The following is a 17383-nucleotide window of genomic DNA, read 5'->3' as shown; positions in this document are numbered from 1 at the left end:
CATGAAAAAAATAGTAGTGGTCGATGACGAAGCGGACATTTGCTTCTTGTTAAAGAGATTTTTGTCAAAGAATGATTTTATTGTAGAAACCGCGCTGACTGGAAAAGACGGACTTGCGTTAATTGAATCTTTCGAGCCGGATCTGGTAATGACGGATTTTCGTTTGGGTGATATTACCGGAACTGAACTATTGAATGCAATTAAATCGAAGCGTCCGAATGTACCGGTTTTGATTATCACCGGTTATTCTGATATAAAAATTGCGGTGAACGTAATGAAACTAGGCGCTTATGATTATATCACAAAGCCTCTTTTTCCGGATGAAATATTAGTTACTGTAAAAAAAGCCCTTGCAGATGCTGAGGCTGAAAGAACAGGTGCAACAGAATTTGTAGCCTCAGGCAGCCATTCAGATTCTGTTGCACCAAAAGCTACCCGCAAAACTTCTCACAAGATGAAAGCGGGGTACGTAATGGGGCAAAGTGAAGTGTCCGACAATCTTTTTCGCCAGGTTGATCTTGTTGCTCCTACCAATTTTAGTGTAATTATTTACGGAGAAAGTGGTTCAGGTAAAGAAGCTATTGCACAGGAAATACATAACAGATCACGCAGAAGGGACATGCCGTTTGTGGCGATGGATTGCGGTGCTATTTCTAAGGAGCTTGCTGGTAGTGAGCTTTTTGGGCATGAAAAAGGATCTTTTACAGGTGCCTTGCAAACCAAAATCGGACACTTTGAAATGGCAAACGGAGGGACTTTATTTCTGGATGAAGTTTCCAATTTGTCCTATGAGATCCAGGTAGCTTTGCTGCGTGTGGTGCAGGAGCGTAAAATGCGTCGCATTGGTGCTTCAAAAGAAATTGAACTTGACGTTCGTATTATTGTTGCGAGTAATGAAAAATTGCTGGAGGCAGCCAGGAATGGTAAATTCAGAGAGGATCTTTACTATCGTTTTAACGAATTTACAATTGAAGTTCCGGCACTAAGAAACAGGAAAGATGACCTTTTACTTTTTGCAACGACTTTTCTGGATTCGACGAATACTGAATTGTCCAAAAATGTCAAAGGCTTTTCGGATGAGGTAATGAAAGATTTCGTTAATTATTCATGGCCGGGTAATTTACGGGAGCTAAAAAACGTGATCAAGCGTGCAACGCTTTTGTCTGATGGTGAATTTATTGAGGAAAAATCTCTTCCTTTCGAGATCGTTAATCATAGCAAACTTAAAGATCTGGACGATGAAATTGCACCTTCGACTGTCGTTTCAGCACCAGTTACTCTTGAACCTGCCGATACGGATGATACGAAGCCAAGCCTTAAAACAGTAGCGAATGAAGCCGAATATGATATGATCATGCAGGTTTTGAGGGATGTTAATTTTAACAAAAGCAAAGCTGCACGTTTGTTAAATATTGACCGCAAAACATTGTATAACAAGATGAAACAATTTGATATTTGATAGATTGGAAAATCAGTTATATCCATTTTCTTTTCATGATATATTAAGTGCGTCGCCAACCGGATTTCTTGTTTGCGGAAGCAGTAATGAATTGTTGCCAAATGCAGATCCTGAGTGTTTTTATGCCAATAATGCTGCATCCGGATTGACAGAAATTTCTGATTTTGACGGGCTTACTTTAAAGTCGATATGCGGTGAGCATTTCGACTTTATTGCTTTAAGAGAAAACGGGTCTGTAAATTTTCAATTCAATAAATCAGGTATCTGGTGCAGAATCGATAAGTCAGTAATTGACAAAGAATATAATTTGTATACGCTTACCGATATTTCTGCCGAGAGAAATGTTGAAGCCCAACTGACATATCTGCAAAAATTATCAGCAGAAGCCGAAGAGACAATGGAATTTGGCAGCTGGATATGGGACATACAAAACGGGAGATATGAATGGACAGAAGGTATGTACAAACTTATGGGTTACGGCCCTGAAAGTTTACCTGTTGAAAAATTAAGCAGCGCTACTTTCAAAAAGAACATTCATCCGGATGACGTGGCGTTTATCTCGGAAAAATTAAGAAATGTTCTTTCCTATACTGATGCCTATATTTTGGAGTTCAGAATTATTGCAGAGGGTGGTGAGGAAAAATATTTATATGTCCGTGGGCATAATTCGATTGATGAAGTAACGGGCCATAATATTTCTATCGGAACGGCTTTTAACGTTACAACGCTTAGAGAAATACAAAGTGAACTGGAAAGAAAAGTCAGTGATTTGAATAAATCCAATGAAGATCTGGAACAGTTTGCTTATGTAGCTTCACATGATTTGCAGGAACCGCTGCGCAAAATTATTTCATTTGGAGAGCGCCTTGAAAGTAAGACAAAAGATGTTCTGGATCAGGATCAACAGGTTTATCTGAGCCGAATTTTGAGCGCGACCAGACGTATGCAGAAAATGATTAATAATCTGCTGGAATTTTCAAGAGTTAGCAGTTTGTCAAATGTTTTTGAGCCGACAGATCTGAATGATATTTTAAGAAGTACGCTTAGCGATCTGGAAGTAACCATTCAGCAAAAACACGCCCTGATGGAGATCGATAAGCTGCCGCTAATTGACGCCAATCCGACTCAGATGTCTCAGCTTTTTATCAATCTTATTTCCAACTCTTTGAAATTTACAAGGTCGGAAACGGCTCCTGTGATTTCGCTTCGCGTAACAGAATTACCGGTTTCGGAGGTTTTGAAAAGAAAGATGCCGACAGAGAAAAATTATATAAAAATTACATTGAAAGACAACGGCATAGGATTTTCGAATGAAAATGCATCCCGTATTTTTACAATTTTTCAGCGTTTAAGGGGGCGCTCGGAATATGAAGGTGCAGGCATTGGTCTTTCTGTTTGTAAAAAAGTAGTTGAGGGTCATCACGGAAGTATTGAAGCGTTTGGCATCCCTGACCAGGGTGCAACCTTCGAAATTATTCTTCCGGTAAGCCAAAATCAAGTTAAGATTTATCCACTTATTTCTAATGAACAGTAAAGTGATTACAGTACTTCTTGTTGACGATGATGAAGATGATTACTTTCTTACCAGAGAGTATTTTAACGATCTTATTAACTGGAAATTCGATATAACCTGGTGCGCAACGTACAAGGAAGCGATTCACGCTATTCAAAATAAAAAATTTGATCTATACTTTTTTGATTATCTGTTGGGTGAACGCAACGGAATTGACCTGATTGAAGAAGCTACTACCCTCGAATGTGAAGAGCCAATGATTCTTCTCACAGGAAAAGGAGATACCAAAATTGCCGTAGAAGCGCTACGACTCGGAGCTGTGGATTATCTGATAAAAAACGAACTGGATTCTGAAAAGCTGGAACGGACGATTCGTTATGCATTGGAACGCACTTCTGTTTTAAAAGCTTTACGTCATAGTGAAAGACGTTACCGCAGGGTTTTTGAAGAATCGAATGACTTTCTGTTTATCAGTGATCTTGAAGGCGTTATTACAGATTTTAATACTTCTGCCTGTACGCTCACCGGTTATTTACCAAAAGAGTTAAAAGGGAAAAATATTCTTGAAATCGTAGATGATGTAAATTTCGGACTGGTTTGGGATGGTATCGAGGATCGTGCTATACAGGATTTTGAGGTTCGGATAGCCACGACGGATGGTGAAAAAAAATATTGTGTTTTTTCGGCTTCCATGGAAATGGATGAAGATAATCCTTACGTACAGGGAAGATTGCATGATATCACAGCCAGAAAACAGTCGGAAAGAGAAAGACTTTTTTCTGAAAAACTGGCTGTTACTAGCCGGCTTGTCAGAATGCTGGCGCATGAAGTAAGAAATCCGCTAACCAATGTAAATCTTTCGGCAGAACAGCTGGAAATGGAATTGGTGGATGAAGACCAGAAATTTTATACCCAGATCATAAAACGAAATTGTACTCGTATCAATGATCTGATCACGCAGCTGCTGCAACCGTCAAGTTCTTCTGATATCGTTCTTGTGGAGCAATCCATTCATTATATTCTGGACGAGGCTATTGCAACGGCTTACGACCGTGTGCAGCTGAAAAGAATAAAAATTACCAAAGCATATGCTGATGAGGATTTTTGCATTCCGCTGGATTCCGTTTCGTTACAAATGGCGTTTTTAAATCTTATTACCAACGCCATTGAGGCCATGGATGAGGATAAGGGAATTTTAAGAATTACGACCAGAATCCAGGCAGATTCTTTACAGGTTATTTTTGCAGACAACGGTTCCGGTATCAGTCAGGAAAATATGGATAAGGTTTTTGAGCCTTATTTTACGGGCAAGAAAAATGGTATGGGACTTGGTTTAGCCACGACTTTAAACATTCTTCACGCGCATCACGGGCGTATTGACGTGCAGTCGGAAGTAGGGGAAGGGACAACTTTTACAGTTAGCTTTTCTGATAAATAATTCCCAAAAAGGTTGGTTCTAATCATGATAACCAATCATTTTATTAAGACTCAAAACCCCTTTCACGAGGGATTTTTTCATTTCATACAGTGACGCGAAGTTCAAATTTGTGTCAAACAACGGAAACGTTATCTCCTCTGTAAATCCTGTTGTTATGAAAATGATCATTTCGGAATTAGGTATTTTATTATCAAGTGGAAAAGTTATTTCCAGTAAGAATCAGTTTTATCTAAGGCTGATAGAATTTTTTCGAATATTTCTGCTTGCACTATTGCTGAGTTTTGTTTCAGGATTAATCATATTAGCCTTTTTTGAAATTTTCAAGATAGAAAAACCTGTAAATGTTTTTTTGAATTCTTTCAGACAGAAATCCTGGTTTTATCAAATTGCACTCGCTTGTTTATATGCTCCAATTGTTGAAGAACTTCAATTTCGTCTATGTCTTAAATATTCCCAAATAAATTTTGCAGCATTTTCCGGTATCTGGCTATTTTATTTTTTAAAAAGATTTATGACTGGTTATGGCCTTTTTGGAGAACATAATCATACTTCTTTGGCTATTGGATTAAGTCTGATTATAATGGGGGCGATTTACAGTTTTTTGCATGAGCATAGAAATGTAAATAATCGTTTGGCCGAATTTTGTCAAAAACATTATAAAGTCCTTTTCTATATATCGGTTATAGGTTTTGGTTTCCTCCATAAGACCAATTTTGATTCAAGTTTTTCTACACTTTTGCTAACTCCGGTCATTACGCTTCCCCAAACTTCTTTGGGTTTTATGCTGGGTTATGTCCGTCTTAAATATGGATTTTTATATGGAATTCTGCTTCATTCAGCGTTTAATTTTTTTCTTTTATGTTTTCAGTTTTGAAAACGATAATCTTGCGAAACGATATAGCAATTGGCAATAAACCCTCATCCTGTTACAAGATGAGGGTTTATTATTTCAATTTTGCAAGACAAAAGGATTAAACAAAAGAGCTGATATTCGGAATCCTAATTTCTACCATTTCCTCTTTTGTCGTTTCTGTTATCACGGCCGTTGTTATTATTTTTTGCGTTATTATTTCTGTTGTTATTATTGTTATTTGATTTTACAACCACTTTTGTTTGTTGTTTTTCCCATTGCTGATGTTGCGGGTGCTGGGCGCTTTGGAAATATTTTTGATCTCTGCTGTTACGAATAATCTGTTGGTTGTGCTGACCTTTGTATTTTGCATATTTGGCAACATATACACTGTTACGTAGATACGGTCTGGCTTCGTTTACCACCACTTTGTAGCTATTGTAGATATCAAAATTACGGTAGCGTGCAGGAAGGTTTTGTCCATAAATCCACTGATTTCCACTTGGATAAACATATTGCGCTCTGACCACGTCATAATAAACATTGATATCCGGTAAATAATAGAAGTCAACATGGTCATAGCCGGTAGGACCCCAGGCAGGTTGTTGACCGATATTGATACTTAAACTGATTTGTGCATTTGCCTGCGGAGCGGAGATAGCCGCAATAAAAACGAACATGGCTACGATTATCTTTTTCATGATTTCTGATGTTTATAATTTAAATTTCTGTGTTTTCTGATTGTATGACACAGATATAACCCAATTGTTTAATAAATGATTTATAATGTCGACGTACAGTTACTTTTTATCGACGTACAGCGGAATAATAAGGGAGAATTTTAAAGACAAAAAAATCCCCGCTCCGAATAAATTCAGCGCGGGGACAAAGGAGAGTTTGAAATAATATCAGGAATGTGCTGGCTGTTTCTTTTTATTGAAGAACCCGTAAATGATTGGGAAAATCAATAGCGTTAAAACCGTCGCCGTAATTAATCCTCCGATTACTACAATCGCCAGCGGTTTTTGTGTTTCCGATCCGATACCGGTTGAAGTAGCAGCCGGGAGCAGCCCAATGGCAGCCATAAGTGCGGTCATGACTACCGGCCGGATTCTTGACTTGACACCCTCTCGAATGGCATCGTCAAGAGGCATATGGGCTGCAAGATTTTTATTAAAGACTGAAATCAGGATTACCCCGTTCTGGACGCATAACCCGAAGAGTGCGATAAAACCCACACCCGCCGAAATCCCGAAATTCATATGCGTTGCATGAAGTGCTAAAATTCCGCCGATCAGTGCAAATGGAACGTTAACCAAAACCAAACCGGCATCTTTTGCATTACTGAACATAATGAAAAGCAGAATGAAAATACCAATGAGACTGATTGGTACAACCTGACCTAAACGGGCAGTAGCACGAACCTGGTTTTCAAATTCTCCGGACCAGCTTACCGAATAACCTTTTGGTAATGAATTTAATAAAGGTTTTACACGACTTTGCGCATCCGCGATTGTACTTCCCAGGTCACGTTCGCGAACTGAGAATTTTACACCAATAAAACGTTTGTTGTTGTCACGGTAAACAAATGCTGGCCCGGTTACGGTCCGGATAGATGAAATCTCTTTCAAAGGGATTTTTCCACCCGATAAAGTTGGCACCATAAGTTGTTGGATATCATTTACATCACGTCTGTATTGTTGTTCGTAACGTAAGCGGATATCAAATTTGCGTTCGCCTTCATACAAAATCGATGCCGTTTTTCCACCGATAGCCATTTCAATAACAGCCTGCACGTCACCAGTACTTACGCCATATTGAGCCATCAGGTGATCATGAAGAATAACACTGATTTCGGGCTGACCTATATTCCGCAAAATACCAACATCCTTGATTCCCGGAACATCTTTAATTGCTTCCAAAACCTGGTTTGCCTTGACGTTCAGTGTTTCAAGGTCATCTCCATAAATTTTTACGGCATTACTTGCGTTCATTCCCGCCACAGCCTCGGCTACGTTATCAATAATAGGTTGGGAATAGTTATAATTAATACCCTGAAATTGTTTCAGTTTGGTATCCATTTCTTCAATCAGATCATCCTGACTTATATTTCTCGTCCATTCTTCCTTAGGTTTTAAGTTAACCTGCATCTGAACATAATAAAATCCGGATGGATCGGTACCATCGTTGGAACGTCCAGTTTGAGATAAAACTCCATTTACTTCAGGAAATTCATTTAGCTTGGAGCGAAGTATGTGCACCATTTTAATGGTTTCACTTAACGAGCTGCTCATAGGAAGTTTCGCTTCAACCCATAGTGCACCTTCATTCAGCGCAGGAAGAAATTCAGAACCCAGAAAAGTGGATGAAAATAAACTTACCCCAAGGAAAATGCCGGCAATAAGAACACTGATTTTCTTGCGTGCATAACAGAAATTAAAACCTTTGATAACGGCGTTGTCAAAGAACCGTACAATTGGATTGCTCTTTTCCCTTACATTTTTATTAAGCAGGAATGAGCACAAAACCGGAACCAAAGTTAGTGTATAAAGCAGGGCTCCCAATAGAGCGAAACCTAATGTATATGCCAGTGGCGTAAACATTTTTCCTTCAACTTTTTGAAAACTGAAAATCGGGATAAGCGCTGTGATGATGATCAATTTGGAAAAGAAAATAGCTTTTCCCAATTCACCGCCTGTCTTTTTGATCAAACCCAGTTTGGAAAGTTTGTTATAACGTTCCATTCCGTTTTTATGGGCGAGGTGATCCAGAGATACAAAAATACCCTCGACCATTACCACCGCTCCATCAATAATAATACCGAAATCTATGGCGCCCATTGATAAGAGGTTGGCAGACATGCCTCTCATTTTTAGGCACATAAATGCGAATAAAAGAGCCAGCGGGATAATGATCGATACAATAATCGTTGTTCTCCAATCGGCCATAAAGAGAAACACAATCACCGTTACGAAAACAATTCCTTCGATCAGGTTGTGTTTTACGGTATGAGCACAAAATTCTATAAGATTGTCGCGGTCATAAAAAGTAACCATTTTCACGTCAGGAGGAAGAATTTTGGTGTTGAGTTCTTCCACTTTGTCCTTTATACGAGCCAATACTTCGCTGGGATTTTCGCCTTTTCTTTGAACAACAATACCTTCAACAACGTCGTCATTCCCATCCAGCCCTACCTGTCCAACGCGTGGCATATCCGATTCTTTCACATCAGCTACGTCTCTGACCAAAACGGGGTAATCTTTTACGTATTCAACAATGATATTCTCAATGTCCGGAATGGAATTCAACAAACCAATTCCACGAACAACATAAGCCTGTCCGTTTTTTTCAATCACATCCCCACCTACATTAACATTACTTTTTGTTACTGCCTGATAAACTTCAAGGGGCGTAATATTATATTTTACAAGTTTCGTAGGATTAACCTGCACTTCATATATTTTCTGACGGCCGCCAAAAGCGACCACATCAGCAACCCCCGGAATACTTCTCAGCTGGCGATCAATTACCCAGTTGTGTAATGTCAGCAATTCCCGGCTGTCACGATCTTTACTTTTAAGCGTAAAACGGAAAATTTCACCTGTTGGCCCATATGGAGGCTGCACATCGGGTTCGACGCCTTCGGGCAATGATATATTCCGGAGCAGGTTATTGACTTGCTGCCGTGCAAAAAAATCTTCTACATTATCGTCGAAAATGATTTTGATAATACTCAGCCCGAACATGGTTGTGCTACGCACGTTTGTTTTTTGCTGAACCGAGTTCATCGCTACCTCAATTGGCACTGTCACAAACCTTTCGATTTCCTCAGCACTTCGGCCATTCCATTGGGTTACGATAATAATCTGGGTATTGGTAACATCGGGAAAGGCCTCTAACGGCGTTTCACGATAACTGACTATTCCCGCCACAATGAGCAAGGCAGTCATGAAAAATATGAAGAATCGGTTTTTAAGGGAAAAACCAACAATTCCCCTGATAAATTTATTCATTGAGAAATCAGATTTTGAATGGGATAACGCACATCTTTAATGATAGAATGGGAGAATGAGGGAAAAAGATTGAATCAGCGATTCATCCAATCATTCTCACATTCAAAATTCAATCATTAAGCGCATCGTAAACCAATAGTTGATTTTTGGAAATGACTTTTTCTCCGTCCTTTAACCCGCTTTTGATGTAAGCACGATTAGCTAGTGTACGATATACTTCCACGGGACGTGTTTCAATTTTTGAACGGCTGTGGAATATCATCACCCAGTTTTTGCTTCGGTCAAAAATGATAGACTGGGAGGGGATGGCTTGCATTCTGTCGGTTTCTTCAAAATTCAGACTGACTGTTGCGTGCATCTCCGGTTTAAGTTTAAAGCCGACGTTTGTTAGCTGGATACGGATTTGCATTGCTTTTGATTCAGGGTCAAGCACATTATATATTTTATCAACTTTTCCTTTGAAAATCTGATCGGGAAAACTGATCGTCCGCACATCTGCGCTCATTCCAACTTTAATCCGTGGAATATCGCTTTCATTTACGTTAGCCAAAACCCAAACATCGGCAATTTGCCCGACCGTGAACAAGGCTTCTGAATTATCAGAACGAAGCTGCATACCACGGTTTACATTTTTTGAAATAATAAAACCACTGATCGGTGATTTTACAGTATAGTTGGTTGATTTGCTCAAACCATAGATTGAAAAAATTTCTTTCATCCGGCTCACTTCTGCCTGTGCTTTATCCACCATTTGTCTGGCCGTAATGGCGTCTCTTTCCGGAACCAGTTTGCTTTCATACAAATCTTCTGTTGAGGAAAGATTTTTCTGAGCAATCAGCAAATCTGACTGAGCCTGGATCATCTGACGATCAAAATCAGCAACTTCGCCAGAACGGATGGTCGCTAGTTTCTGCCCTTTTTTTACATTATCTCCAAGTTCTACGTTTACATCTTCCACATTACCCCCAACCAATGGGAAAATTTTGATAACCTGGTTTTCGTCAGGTACAACTTTTCCGACAAGGGTTAATTCATTGCGCACAATTTCTGTTTTGACAGTATCCAATGTAATACGGCTCATCATCGTATCAGACAGCATAAATGCTTTTGATTCTTCCTGTTTTTCTTCTGCTTTGTGACAAGAAGAAAACCATAGACTTATCAAAGCCAGTGAACATACGTAAACTAAATTTTTCCCCGCGCCTGGCCTTTTGCCGATAATTGATAGATCTAATTGCTTTGTTTCAGCTTTCATCCGTAAGTATGTAAGAAATTGAATTCGTTTATTAATTAAAAAGCTCTTCGCCAACTACGAAATTGAGCTCTTCATATACCTTTATCCGGTCAGCCTGTAACCGGTTATACTCTTTGATACTTTCGTTGTAGGTTTCTATGAAGTCAATAAATTCAAGCAGGGTAATATTCCGTTTTTGGAAATTGTCATAGAATCCTTTGCTCAGTAATACAAACTGGTCGGTAAAGTGGCTTTCAACGCCTTTATAGGCTTTCTCCGCCACGACTACTTTCTGAAGCGCAGCATCTACTTCGTTATTGATGCTGTTCTGCTTTGCCATTTCTGCTGCTTTGAAATAACTGATGGTGCTTTTCGCGGCGCGGATATTTCCTTGATTTCGGTTGAAAAACGGCAAGTTCATAGCGAGGTTGATCCCAAAATAATTGTTGACATAATTACTTGCCTGGTCATAAATTCCGCCAATCTGTAAATCGGGAACAGCAAGTGACTTTTGTAGTGTGTAGTTTAATTCTGACTGTTTGGTTGCAGATTCTGCCACTTTTAAATCAGACCGGCTTTGTAAAGCTCTGTCCTTTAAAAGTGCCAAATTATAATTTCTCAGCTGGTAGCGGCTGATATCAGAACTGTCTACAACTGGCTTTACAGGAATTTCAGCATTGAGCAGAGTACGTAGATCACGCTGATTATCTGACAGTTCAAAAACAATATTTGCCCTGTCGTTGGTAAGCTGGAAAAGAAGTGCTTTTAAACGAACCACTTCTTTAAGGGAAATATTCTGGCGGTTGTATTCTTTGTCAAAAGCGGTAACCGTAGTCTTTAAGGTTGCAATTTGAGTGTCATAAAGCGCAATGGTCTGGCTTAGGTAATATGTTTCAAAGAACATTTCGCGTAGCTCAAATTTTAGTGTTCTTATCAAATCATAAAATTGGAATTCCGTTTTTCTGGTAGATTCCATGTCCAGTGCCACACGCTTGTTCCTTTTTCCGGCAGTAGTAATTAACTGCTGGATCGTAACTGCTTTTTGACCCTGACGACCCACGTCAAACGCTCCGCGTGAGTGATTGTAGGCACTCAATTCAAGCGAAAGTGTAGGATTAGCCCAAAGTTTATCCTGAATTTCCTGAGATTTGGAAATATCGATCTGATATTTTTCCGCTAAAATTTCAAGGTTTTTTTGTAAGAAAATGCTGTCCGCTTGCCGGATCGTGAGCCGGAGTGTATCCTGGGCTCGTAAACTGATGGTAAAAAAAAGTAAGAGTACGGTGAAGTAAGTTCGCATAATTCCATTTTAGAAAGATGCGATATTCGTCACTGGGTATTACAGGAGGCTTAGAATAACCTTAGAAAAAAATTAGAATGCTAAATGTGCTTCAGACTGACCTGGAATTCACTGCCTTTTCCCAGTTCACTAGTCACGGTTATGGTACCATGGTGCAGGTCAATAATGCGTTGGCAAATGGAAAGGCCGATCCCGAAACCAGGAACTTCACTGGTATGCGATGACCGGTAAAACGGGTCAAAGAGATAAGGGATATCTTCCTGACTGATACCGATTCCCTCATCTATTACTTTGACAAAACAATCCGTTTCATTTGTATCTATCAATACCCGCGCCGTATTATTGGAAGAATATTTGCAGGCATTATCAATCAGGTTTAGAAGTACACGTTTCAGCAATTCTTCATTGCCGTCAATAACGGTATCATTTTCGTTTTCGGGGATTGAAATATAGTCGATCAGGATGTTATAATTTGGGAAAGATGAAAGGATTTCTTCCTTGGCCAGAAAAGTAATGTCTTCAATCCGGACCGAAGTTGACTTCATATTGCCCATATTTTCAATGGAGCGGGCCAAGAAAAGCAGATTATTTGTAATACTGATCAGCCTTTCCGTATCTGAAAATAAATTTTCAAAAACTTCTTCCAGTTCCGGGTTGTTTTTTGTGAAACGCTGGCCGAGCTGAATTTCCGATTTTAATGCAGCCAAGGGCGTTCGCAGTTCGTGAGAAGCGTGCGAGACAAAACTTTTTTGTTGTTCAAAAGCCTTATTGAGCCGGTCAAGTACGGTATTGAAATTTATTGCAAGCTGTGCAATTTCATCTTTCCGGTTTCCTTCATCCAGCTTTTGTGCAAGATTGTGCGCTGTGATCTGAGAAACCTGCTGATTGATCAAACTAATGGGTTTCAATGAGTTGCTGGCAAAATAAATGCCAAGTGCAACGGTTAATCCGATTCCGCCGACAAGCCCCCAGGCAAGGATTTGTAAAAGATTATCGAGCTTGCTGCGTCCAAATTTATCAAAAGCGGATGCCAGCACTACGAGCGGTTCGTCACCTTCTTCATAAAGCAAACCGATGGTTTCACTATCATCCTGCAAAAATTCCATTTCCTTATTTGCTCTGACTTCTTTAAGCAATTTGGAATGATAGGTTATGAGTTTATCATCAACACTGGAATATAAAAGCTCGTCTTTCATATTGAAAATCAACACCTTTTCATCAAACATTTCTGAAAGTGTGTTTTTATCAATCGTCCGGAGAAGGTCTTTATCAATACCTTTTACTTTTACCAGAAGCCGGCATGTTGTCTGCGCCTTACTTTTTAACCGGTCATAGAATTCCTCCTGGCGGTATCGTGCTGATAAACTGTAAATTGCTATTGAAAAAAGAAATAATATTACAGCTACCATTAAGGTGAATTGCAGGGCGATCCGGTCTTTTATTTTCACTGATAATAATATTTCAAGGAATGGCAGAATTGAATTTGGCTATTTCTAAACGTTATTCTTCTTTCAGAATATATCCCAAACCTGGCCTGGTATGGATCAGCTTGGTATCGAAATTTTTGTCAATTTTTTTGCGTAAATAATTAATATAAACTTCGACAACATTTGTTCCCGGATCAAAATTCAGGTGCCAGACGTGTTCTGCCAAATCCATTTTTGAAACAACGCGACCCCGGTGCAGAAGAAAATATTCAAGCAAAGCAAATTCTTTTGCCGTCAGTTCAATGGATTTTCCTGCGCGGATAACTTCCTTTGTACCAACGTTTAATTCAAGATCTGCGATACGTAAAGTCTGGTTTTCTGTTTCCGGATTATTCAGTTCCGAAACCCGTAACGCCGCGTTGATTCGGGCCATGAGTTCCCTGAAATCAAAAGGTTTAACGATATAATCGTTCGCTCCCTTATTCAAACCTTCAACTTTATCTTCAATTTCACCATAAGCGGTCAGCATAATGATTGGGATCGAAGGTTTGTAAACCCGGATTTGTTGACAGACGTCATAACCTTTCAATCCGGGGAGGTTTACATCAAGTAAAATAAGATCAAACTTTTTACTTAAAGCCAGATTTTTACCTGTGATACCATCATATGCAATTTCCGCTTCGAAATTTTCAGCATGCAATCCACGGTAAATATTTTGGGCAATACGCCTGTCGTCTTCGACAATGAGTATAGTTTTCATTTAGTATCAGGTAATTTCATTATTTGAGCAGTAAGTTACGGGTAATATCGATTTTCCGGCAATCTGATGTTTTATTACAATACTTCCAACGCCTGTTCAAAGTCTTTGATAAGATAATCAGGATCTTCAAAACCAATATAAATACGTGCCAAACGGTGGCTTTCGTTGTTTGCATCAAAAATTTCGGGTTTCAGTGCGGCGGCTTGCGGCATAATAAGGGACTCATGTCCGCCCCAGGAAACTGCTACCAAAAAATGTTTCAGCGAATAAGTAAACAACTCAATCTGATCAAGTGTATTGGCTTTTAATAAAATTGTAAAAAGTCCGCACGCTCCGGACATTTGTCTGTGTGCTAGTTCCAGTTGCGGAAAATCTTCATCAAAAGGGAAAATTATCTTTTCAATTTTGGGATGATTTTTAAGATGGTCAATTACTTTCCGTGTGGATTTTGAAATATGTTCAAGCCTCATCGGCAATGTTCTCAATCCTCGTAAAATCAGCCAGGCATTAAATGGAGAAATGCCGGATCCGGTATTTAATAATTGCTCATTAAATATTCTTTTAAGCATTTCTTTTGAGCCTGTAAGCACACCGGCAAGTACATCACTGTGTCCGCCCAGATATTTCGTGCCGGATTGCAGGCTGAGATCGATTCCCAAAGCAAGTGGTTGCTGGTATAGCGGTGTGCAGTAACTGTTATCCACAATGGTAATTATCCCTCGACTTTTGGCCAGGTCGGCTACTGCTTTTAAATCCTGTAATTCATAAGTCAGTGTATTGGGTGTTTCAAGATAAATAACGGTGGTTTCAGGTCGAATCGCATTTTCGAAATTTTCAATTTTAGTACCGTCAATATAAGTAGTTTGCACACCGAAACGCGGCAGAATATTATCAAACAAACGCGTTGCCCAGCTGTATGGTTTTTGAACAGAAATAATATGATCGCCCGACTTGACATTGGCCATCACAGAGCAATAAATCGCTGACGCGCCACTGTTAAAAACCAAAGCATCTTCTGCACCATCCAGTGCTGCCAGTTTTTTACTTAAAATATCAACGGTAGGATTATTTCCGCGGGAATAAAGAAAATTTGAATCTTCGTTGGCAAAAGCATTTCTTAACTCTTCAAAAGTATCAAATGCAAAATTACTCGTCTGAACGATCGGAGGTGCCACCGCATTAAAATACTGGCTGCGGTCTTCACCTAGTTCATTCAGAATATAAGAGATGTCCATTTATTTGAATTTATTTATTTTCCGTCGGTTGTCTGAAAACAATTCCGGTCTCAATGGAGTGAATGATGGCTTTATTGCTGTGAGAAAAATAGCTGGTGTCAATATCCCTTTCCTCTATTCCTTTTAAAAGCATTGTTACCTCGGATTTACTTCTTTTACGTGTCTGACGGATATAAACAGCCCTGATATTTGGCGCATATATGGCACAGATTTCAGCATAAATTTCAGGGTCTTTTTGGGAATCATCACCCAGTAATATGAATTGCAGCTCCGGATAAAATTCAATGATATTCTGAATTTTGCGAAATTTATGGCCATGTGACCCAGCGCCCGTCATGATAAAATCATCAAGCCCCGATTTGATTTTTTTAAGTTTAAGGATTGCTTTTGGTAATCCGTTCAACTCGGCAAAGCGAACGATCATATCATACAAATTCCATTCGCTGCTTGAAACGTAGAAGAAAATATTATTCTGCTGAATGGGATTTGTACGGCTGGCGAGCGACAAAAGCTGGTAATGTTTTACCACATCATCAAAAGGTTTTCTGGCCTGGACGTTTTTTGCGAGCAGTACAAATAATTTTTTGAAGGAACGCCGGCTATGGGAAATCAGAAAGGTGTCGTCAATATCTGAAATGATTCCATAAGAACTTTCGTAAGGAAAGAAGAATTCTTCGTGCCTGGTAGCCTTGTACTTATGTTTGCCTATTTCGTCGTCCACACTTACTTCATAGGAATGCCAGCCACCTTCCATAGGTTCGTGAAAAGGTATTTGAAAACGAAAATATCCGTCATCTTCTGCCTGAGTTTCGGCTACTACCGAACCCACACGCAAAACCACACGCAAATTTGGTATGGTTTTTAATGAAAATAACTGGAGGATGGTGCGTGCATATCTAAAACCTGTGCGGGTATATTTGTGATCGCCTTCAGGATATTTTTCGACGATATGGCCGAAAATGACTATTTCCTTTTTATTTGCATAACCTCTGTATAGTTTTAAGTCGCATCGTTTCATATTATTACCAGATCCTTATTCACTTGAAGTGCCTAAATTAGAGAATATGTTTTCAGAACGAAAAGTTTTGTTGGTTGTTAACCCAATATCAGGAAATAAGGATAAACAGGAAATTCTTTTAAAAGTTGCTGCCAGAGCAGAGGAGGATGACTATGTTTTGAGCATTTTTTCAACAACCGGAATCGATGATTTAAATGAGATACGGGAACTGGTAAAAAACCTGTGCCCCAGCCGCGTTTTAGTGGCCGGGGGTGATGGCACCATTTCCATGGTCGCCGAAGCAGTGCAAGGTCAGGAGGTTATTTTTGGAATTATTCCGGCTGGTTCAGCCAATGGATTATCTGCTGATTTTGGTCTTCCTGTTTCCATTGATGAATCGATTGAGGTGGCTTTTGGTGAAAATTCAGTCCACATTGATGCAGTAAAAATTAATGAAGATATCAGCCTGCACCTGAGCGATATTGGCCTTAATGCACTTTTGGTTAAAAATTATGAAAGCGGCGACACGCGCGGAAAACTGGGTTATGCGCTGGAAATGTTCAAAACGCTGAATGAACACGAAAACTTTCAGGTAAGGATTACGACGGATCAGGGTATAATTGAAACAGAAGCGCTGGTTGTAATTATTGCCAATGCAAAAAAATACGGTACGGGAATCAGCATAAATCCTTTTGGGGATATGTCGGATGGAAAGTTTGAACTGGTGATCGCCAAGAAAATCGATTTCATTGAAACGGCTAAATTCCTGACTGGTAATACAGAATTTAATCATGACGTCATGGAATTTCTTTCGGTTGAAAAGGCGAAAATTGAATGCCTGGACCGGGAAGTTTATTTTCAGGTTGATGGGGAATATAAAGGTTTGGTGAGATGTGTAGAAGCGGAGATTCTTAAAAATTATGTAACTGTTTTGGTACCTTAATGTTTGAGTTTTAGACAATTTATCAGAATATCATAGCACTGTTGGTTGTTGCACAACTGACAGTGCTAGTTCAGGAATATTGTGAACAAAAGATTCAATTAGGAAAGTACCTAATATTTTATTGTTGTCGAATAAGATTTGAACTCCCTCCGAAGAGGTTGAATTTACTTTTGAAAAGCTAGATTCATTTTTTATCAGTACTCTTCGCTTATAT

General features: G+C 39.3%; 13 protein-coding genes. 5 read left to right on the top strand and 8 right to left on the bottom strand.

Translation table 11 applies throughout. The features are described from left to right. Position 1: 1 nt before the first annotated feature. The 4 genes from FDK13_RS04835 (at position 2) to FDK13_RS04820 (ending at position 5284) form a co-directional block, all read left to right on the top strand. The gene (locus FDK13_RS04835) at positions 2-1459 is read left to right on the top strand and encodes a sigma-54-dependent transcriptional regulator (protein WP_137338860.1); all 1458 of its coding nucleotides are present in this window, start codon (positions 2-4) and stop codon (positions 1457-1459) included. 4 nt (positions 1460-1463) lie between these two features. Beyond that, positions 1464-2993 (top strand): sensor histidine kinase, encoded by a 1530-nt coding sequence (locus FDK13_RS04830; protein WP_137338859.1) that lies wholly within the window; start codon positions 1464-1466, stop codon positions 2991-2993. Then, positions 2983-4410, top strand: coding sequence for a hybrid sensor histidine kinase/response regulator (locus FDK13_RS04825; protein ID WP_137338858.1), 1428 nt, complete (start codon positions 2983-2985; stop codon positions 4408-4410). The genes FDK13_RS04830 and FDK13_RS04825 overlap by 11 nt, the downstream gene beginning before the upstream one ends. Before the next feature lie 154 nt (positions 4411-4564). After that, positions 4565-5284: a CPBP family glutamic-type intramembrane protease gene (locus FDK13_RS04820; protein WP_137338857.1), complete on the top strand. Its 720-nt coding sequence runs from the start codon at positions 4565-4567 to the stop codon at positions 5282-5284. A 125-nt stretch (positions 5285-5409) separates the two neighbouring features. Here the strand turns inward: FDK13_RS04820 and FDK13_RS04815 are convergent, their stop codons facing one another. From FDK13_RS04815 to FDK13_RS04780, 8 genes are all read right to left on the bottom strand, one after another. After that, the gene (locus tag FDK13_RS04815) at positions 5410-5961 is read right to left on the bottom strand and encodes a hypothetical protein (protein WP_137338856.1); all 552 of its coding nucleotides are present in this window, start codon (positions 5959-5961) and stop codon (positions 5410-5412) included. Between the two features lie 207 nt (positions 5962-6168). Further along, the gene (locus FDK13_RS04810) at positions 6169-9273 is read right to left on the bottom strand and encodes an efflux RND transporter permease subunit (RefSeq protein ID WP_137338855.1); all 3105 of its coding nucleotides are present in this window, start codon (positions 9271-9273) and stop codon (positions 6169-6171) included. A 109-nt stretch (positions 9274-9382) separates the two neighbouring features. After that, the gene (locus tag FDK13_RS04805) at positions 9383-10528 is read right to left on the bottom strand and encodes an efflux RND transporter periplasmic adaptor subunit (RefSeq protein WP_137338854.1); all 1146 of its coding nucleotides are present in this window, start codon (positions 10526-10528) and stop codon (positions 9383-9385) included. A gap of 31 nt (positions 10529-10559) precedes the next feature. Continuing rightward, positions 10560-11807: a TolC family protein gene (locus FDK13_RS04800; RefSeq protein ID WP_137338853.1), complete on the bottom strand. Its 1248-nt coding sequence runs from the start codon at positions 11805-11807 to the stop codon at positions 10560-10562. 80 nt (positions 11808-11887) lie between these two features. Beyond that, positions 11888-13255 (bottom strand): HAMP domain-containing sensor histidine kinase, encoded by a 1368-nt coding sequence (locus tag FDK13_RS04795; RefSeq protein WP_137338852.1) that lies wholly within the window; start codon positions 13253-13255, stop codon positions 11888-11890. 52 nt (positions 13256-13307) lie between these two features. Continuing rightward, a complete protein-coding gene (locus FDK13_RS04790) occupies positions 13308-13994 on the bottom strand; it encodes a response regulator transcription factor (protein WP_137338851.1) in 687 nt (228 codons plus the stop codon). Between the two features lie 74 nt (positions 13995-14068). Beyond that, positions 14069-15229, bottom strand: a complete 1161-nt coding sequence (locus FDK13_RS04785; RefSeq protein ID WP_137338850.1) for a trans-sulfuration enzyme family protein — start codon at positions 15227-15229, stop codon at positions 14069-14071. Positions 15230-15239: 10 nt separating this feature from the next. After that, positions 15240-16247 carry an App1 family protein phosphatidate phosphatase gene (locus tag FDK13_RS04780; RefSeq protein WP_137338849.1) on the bottom strand — a complete coding sequence of 336 codons (1008 nt, stop codon included), beginning with the start codon at positions 16245-16247 and terminating at the stop codon, positions 15240-15242. A 46-nt stretch (positions 16248-16293) separates the two neighbouring features. On the opposite strand from FDK13_RS04780, the gene FDK13_RS04775 reads away from it, so the two are divergent. After that, complete coding sequence (locus tag FDK13_RS04775; protein WP_137338848.1) at positions 16294-17169, top strand: diacylglycerol/lipid kinase family protein; 876 nt, start codon at positions 16294-16296, stop codon at positions 17167-17169. The last annotated feature ends 214 nt before the right edge of the window (positions 17170-17383 follow it).

The sequence above is a fragment of the Dyadobacter frigoris genome (assembly GCF_005280585.1).
GTDB lineage: Bacteria > Bacteroidota > Bacteroidia > Cytophagales > Spirosomataceae > Dyadobacter > Dyadobacter frigoris.
Note: the sequence above shows the minus strand (reverse complement) of the source record. Positions and strands in the feature narration are given on the sequence as shown.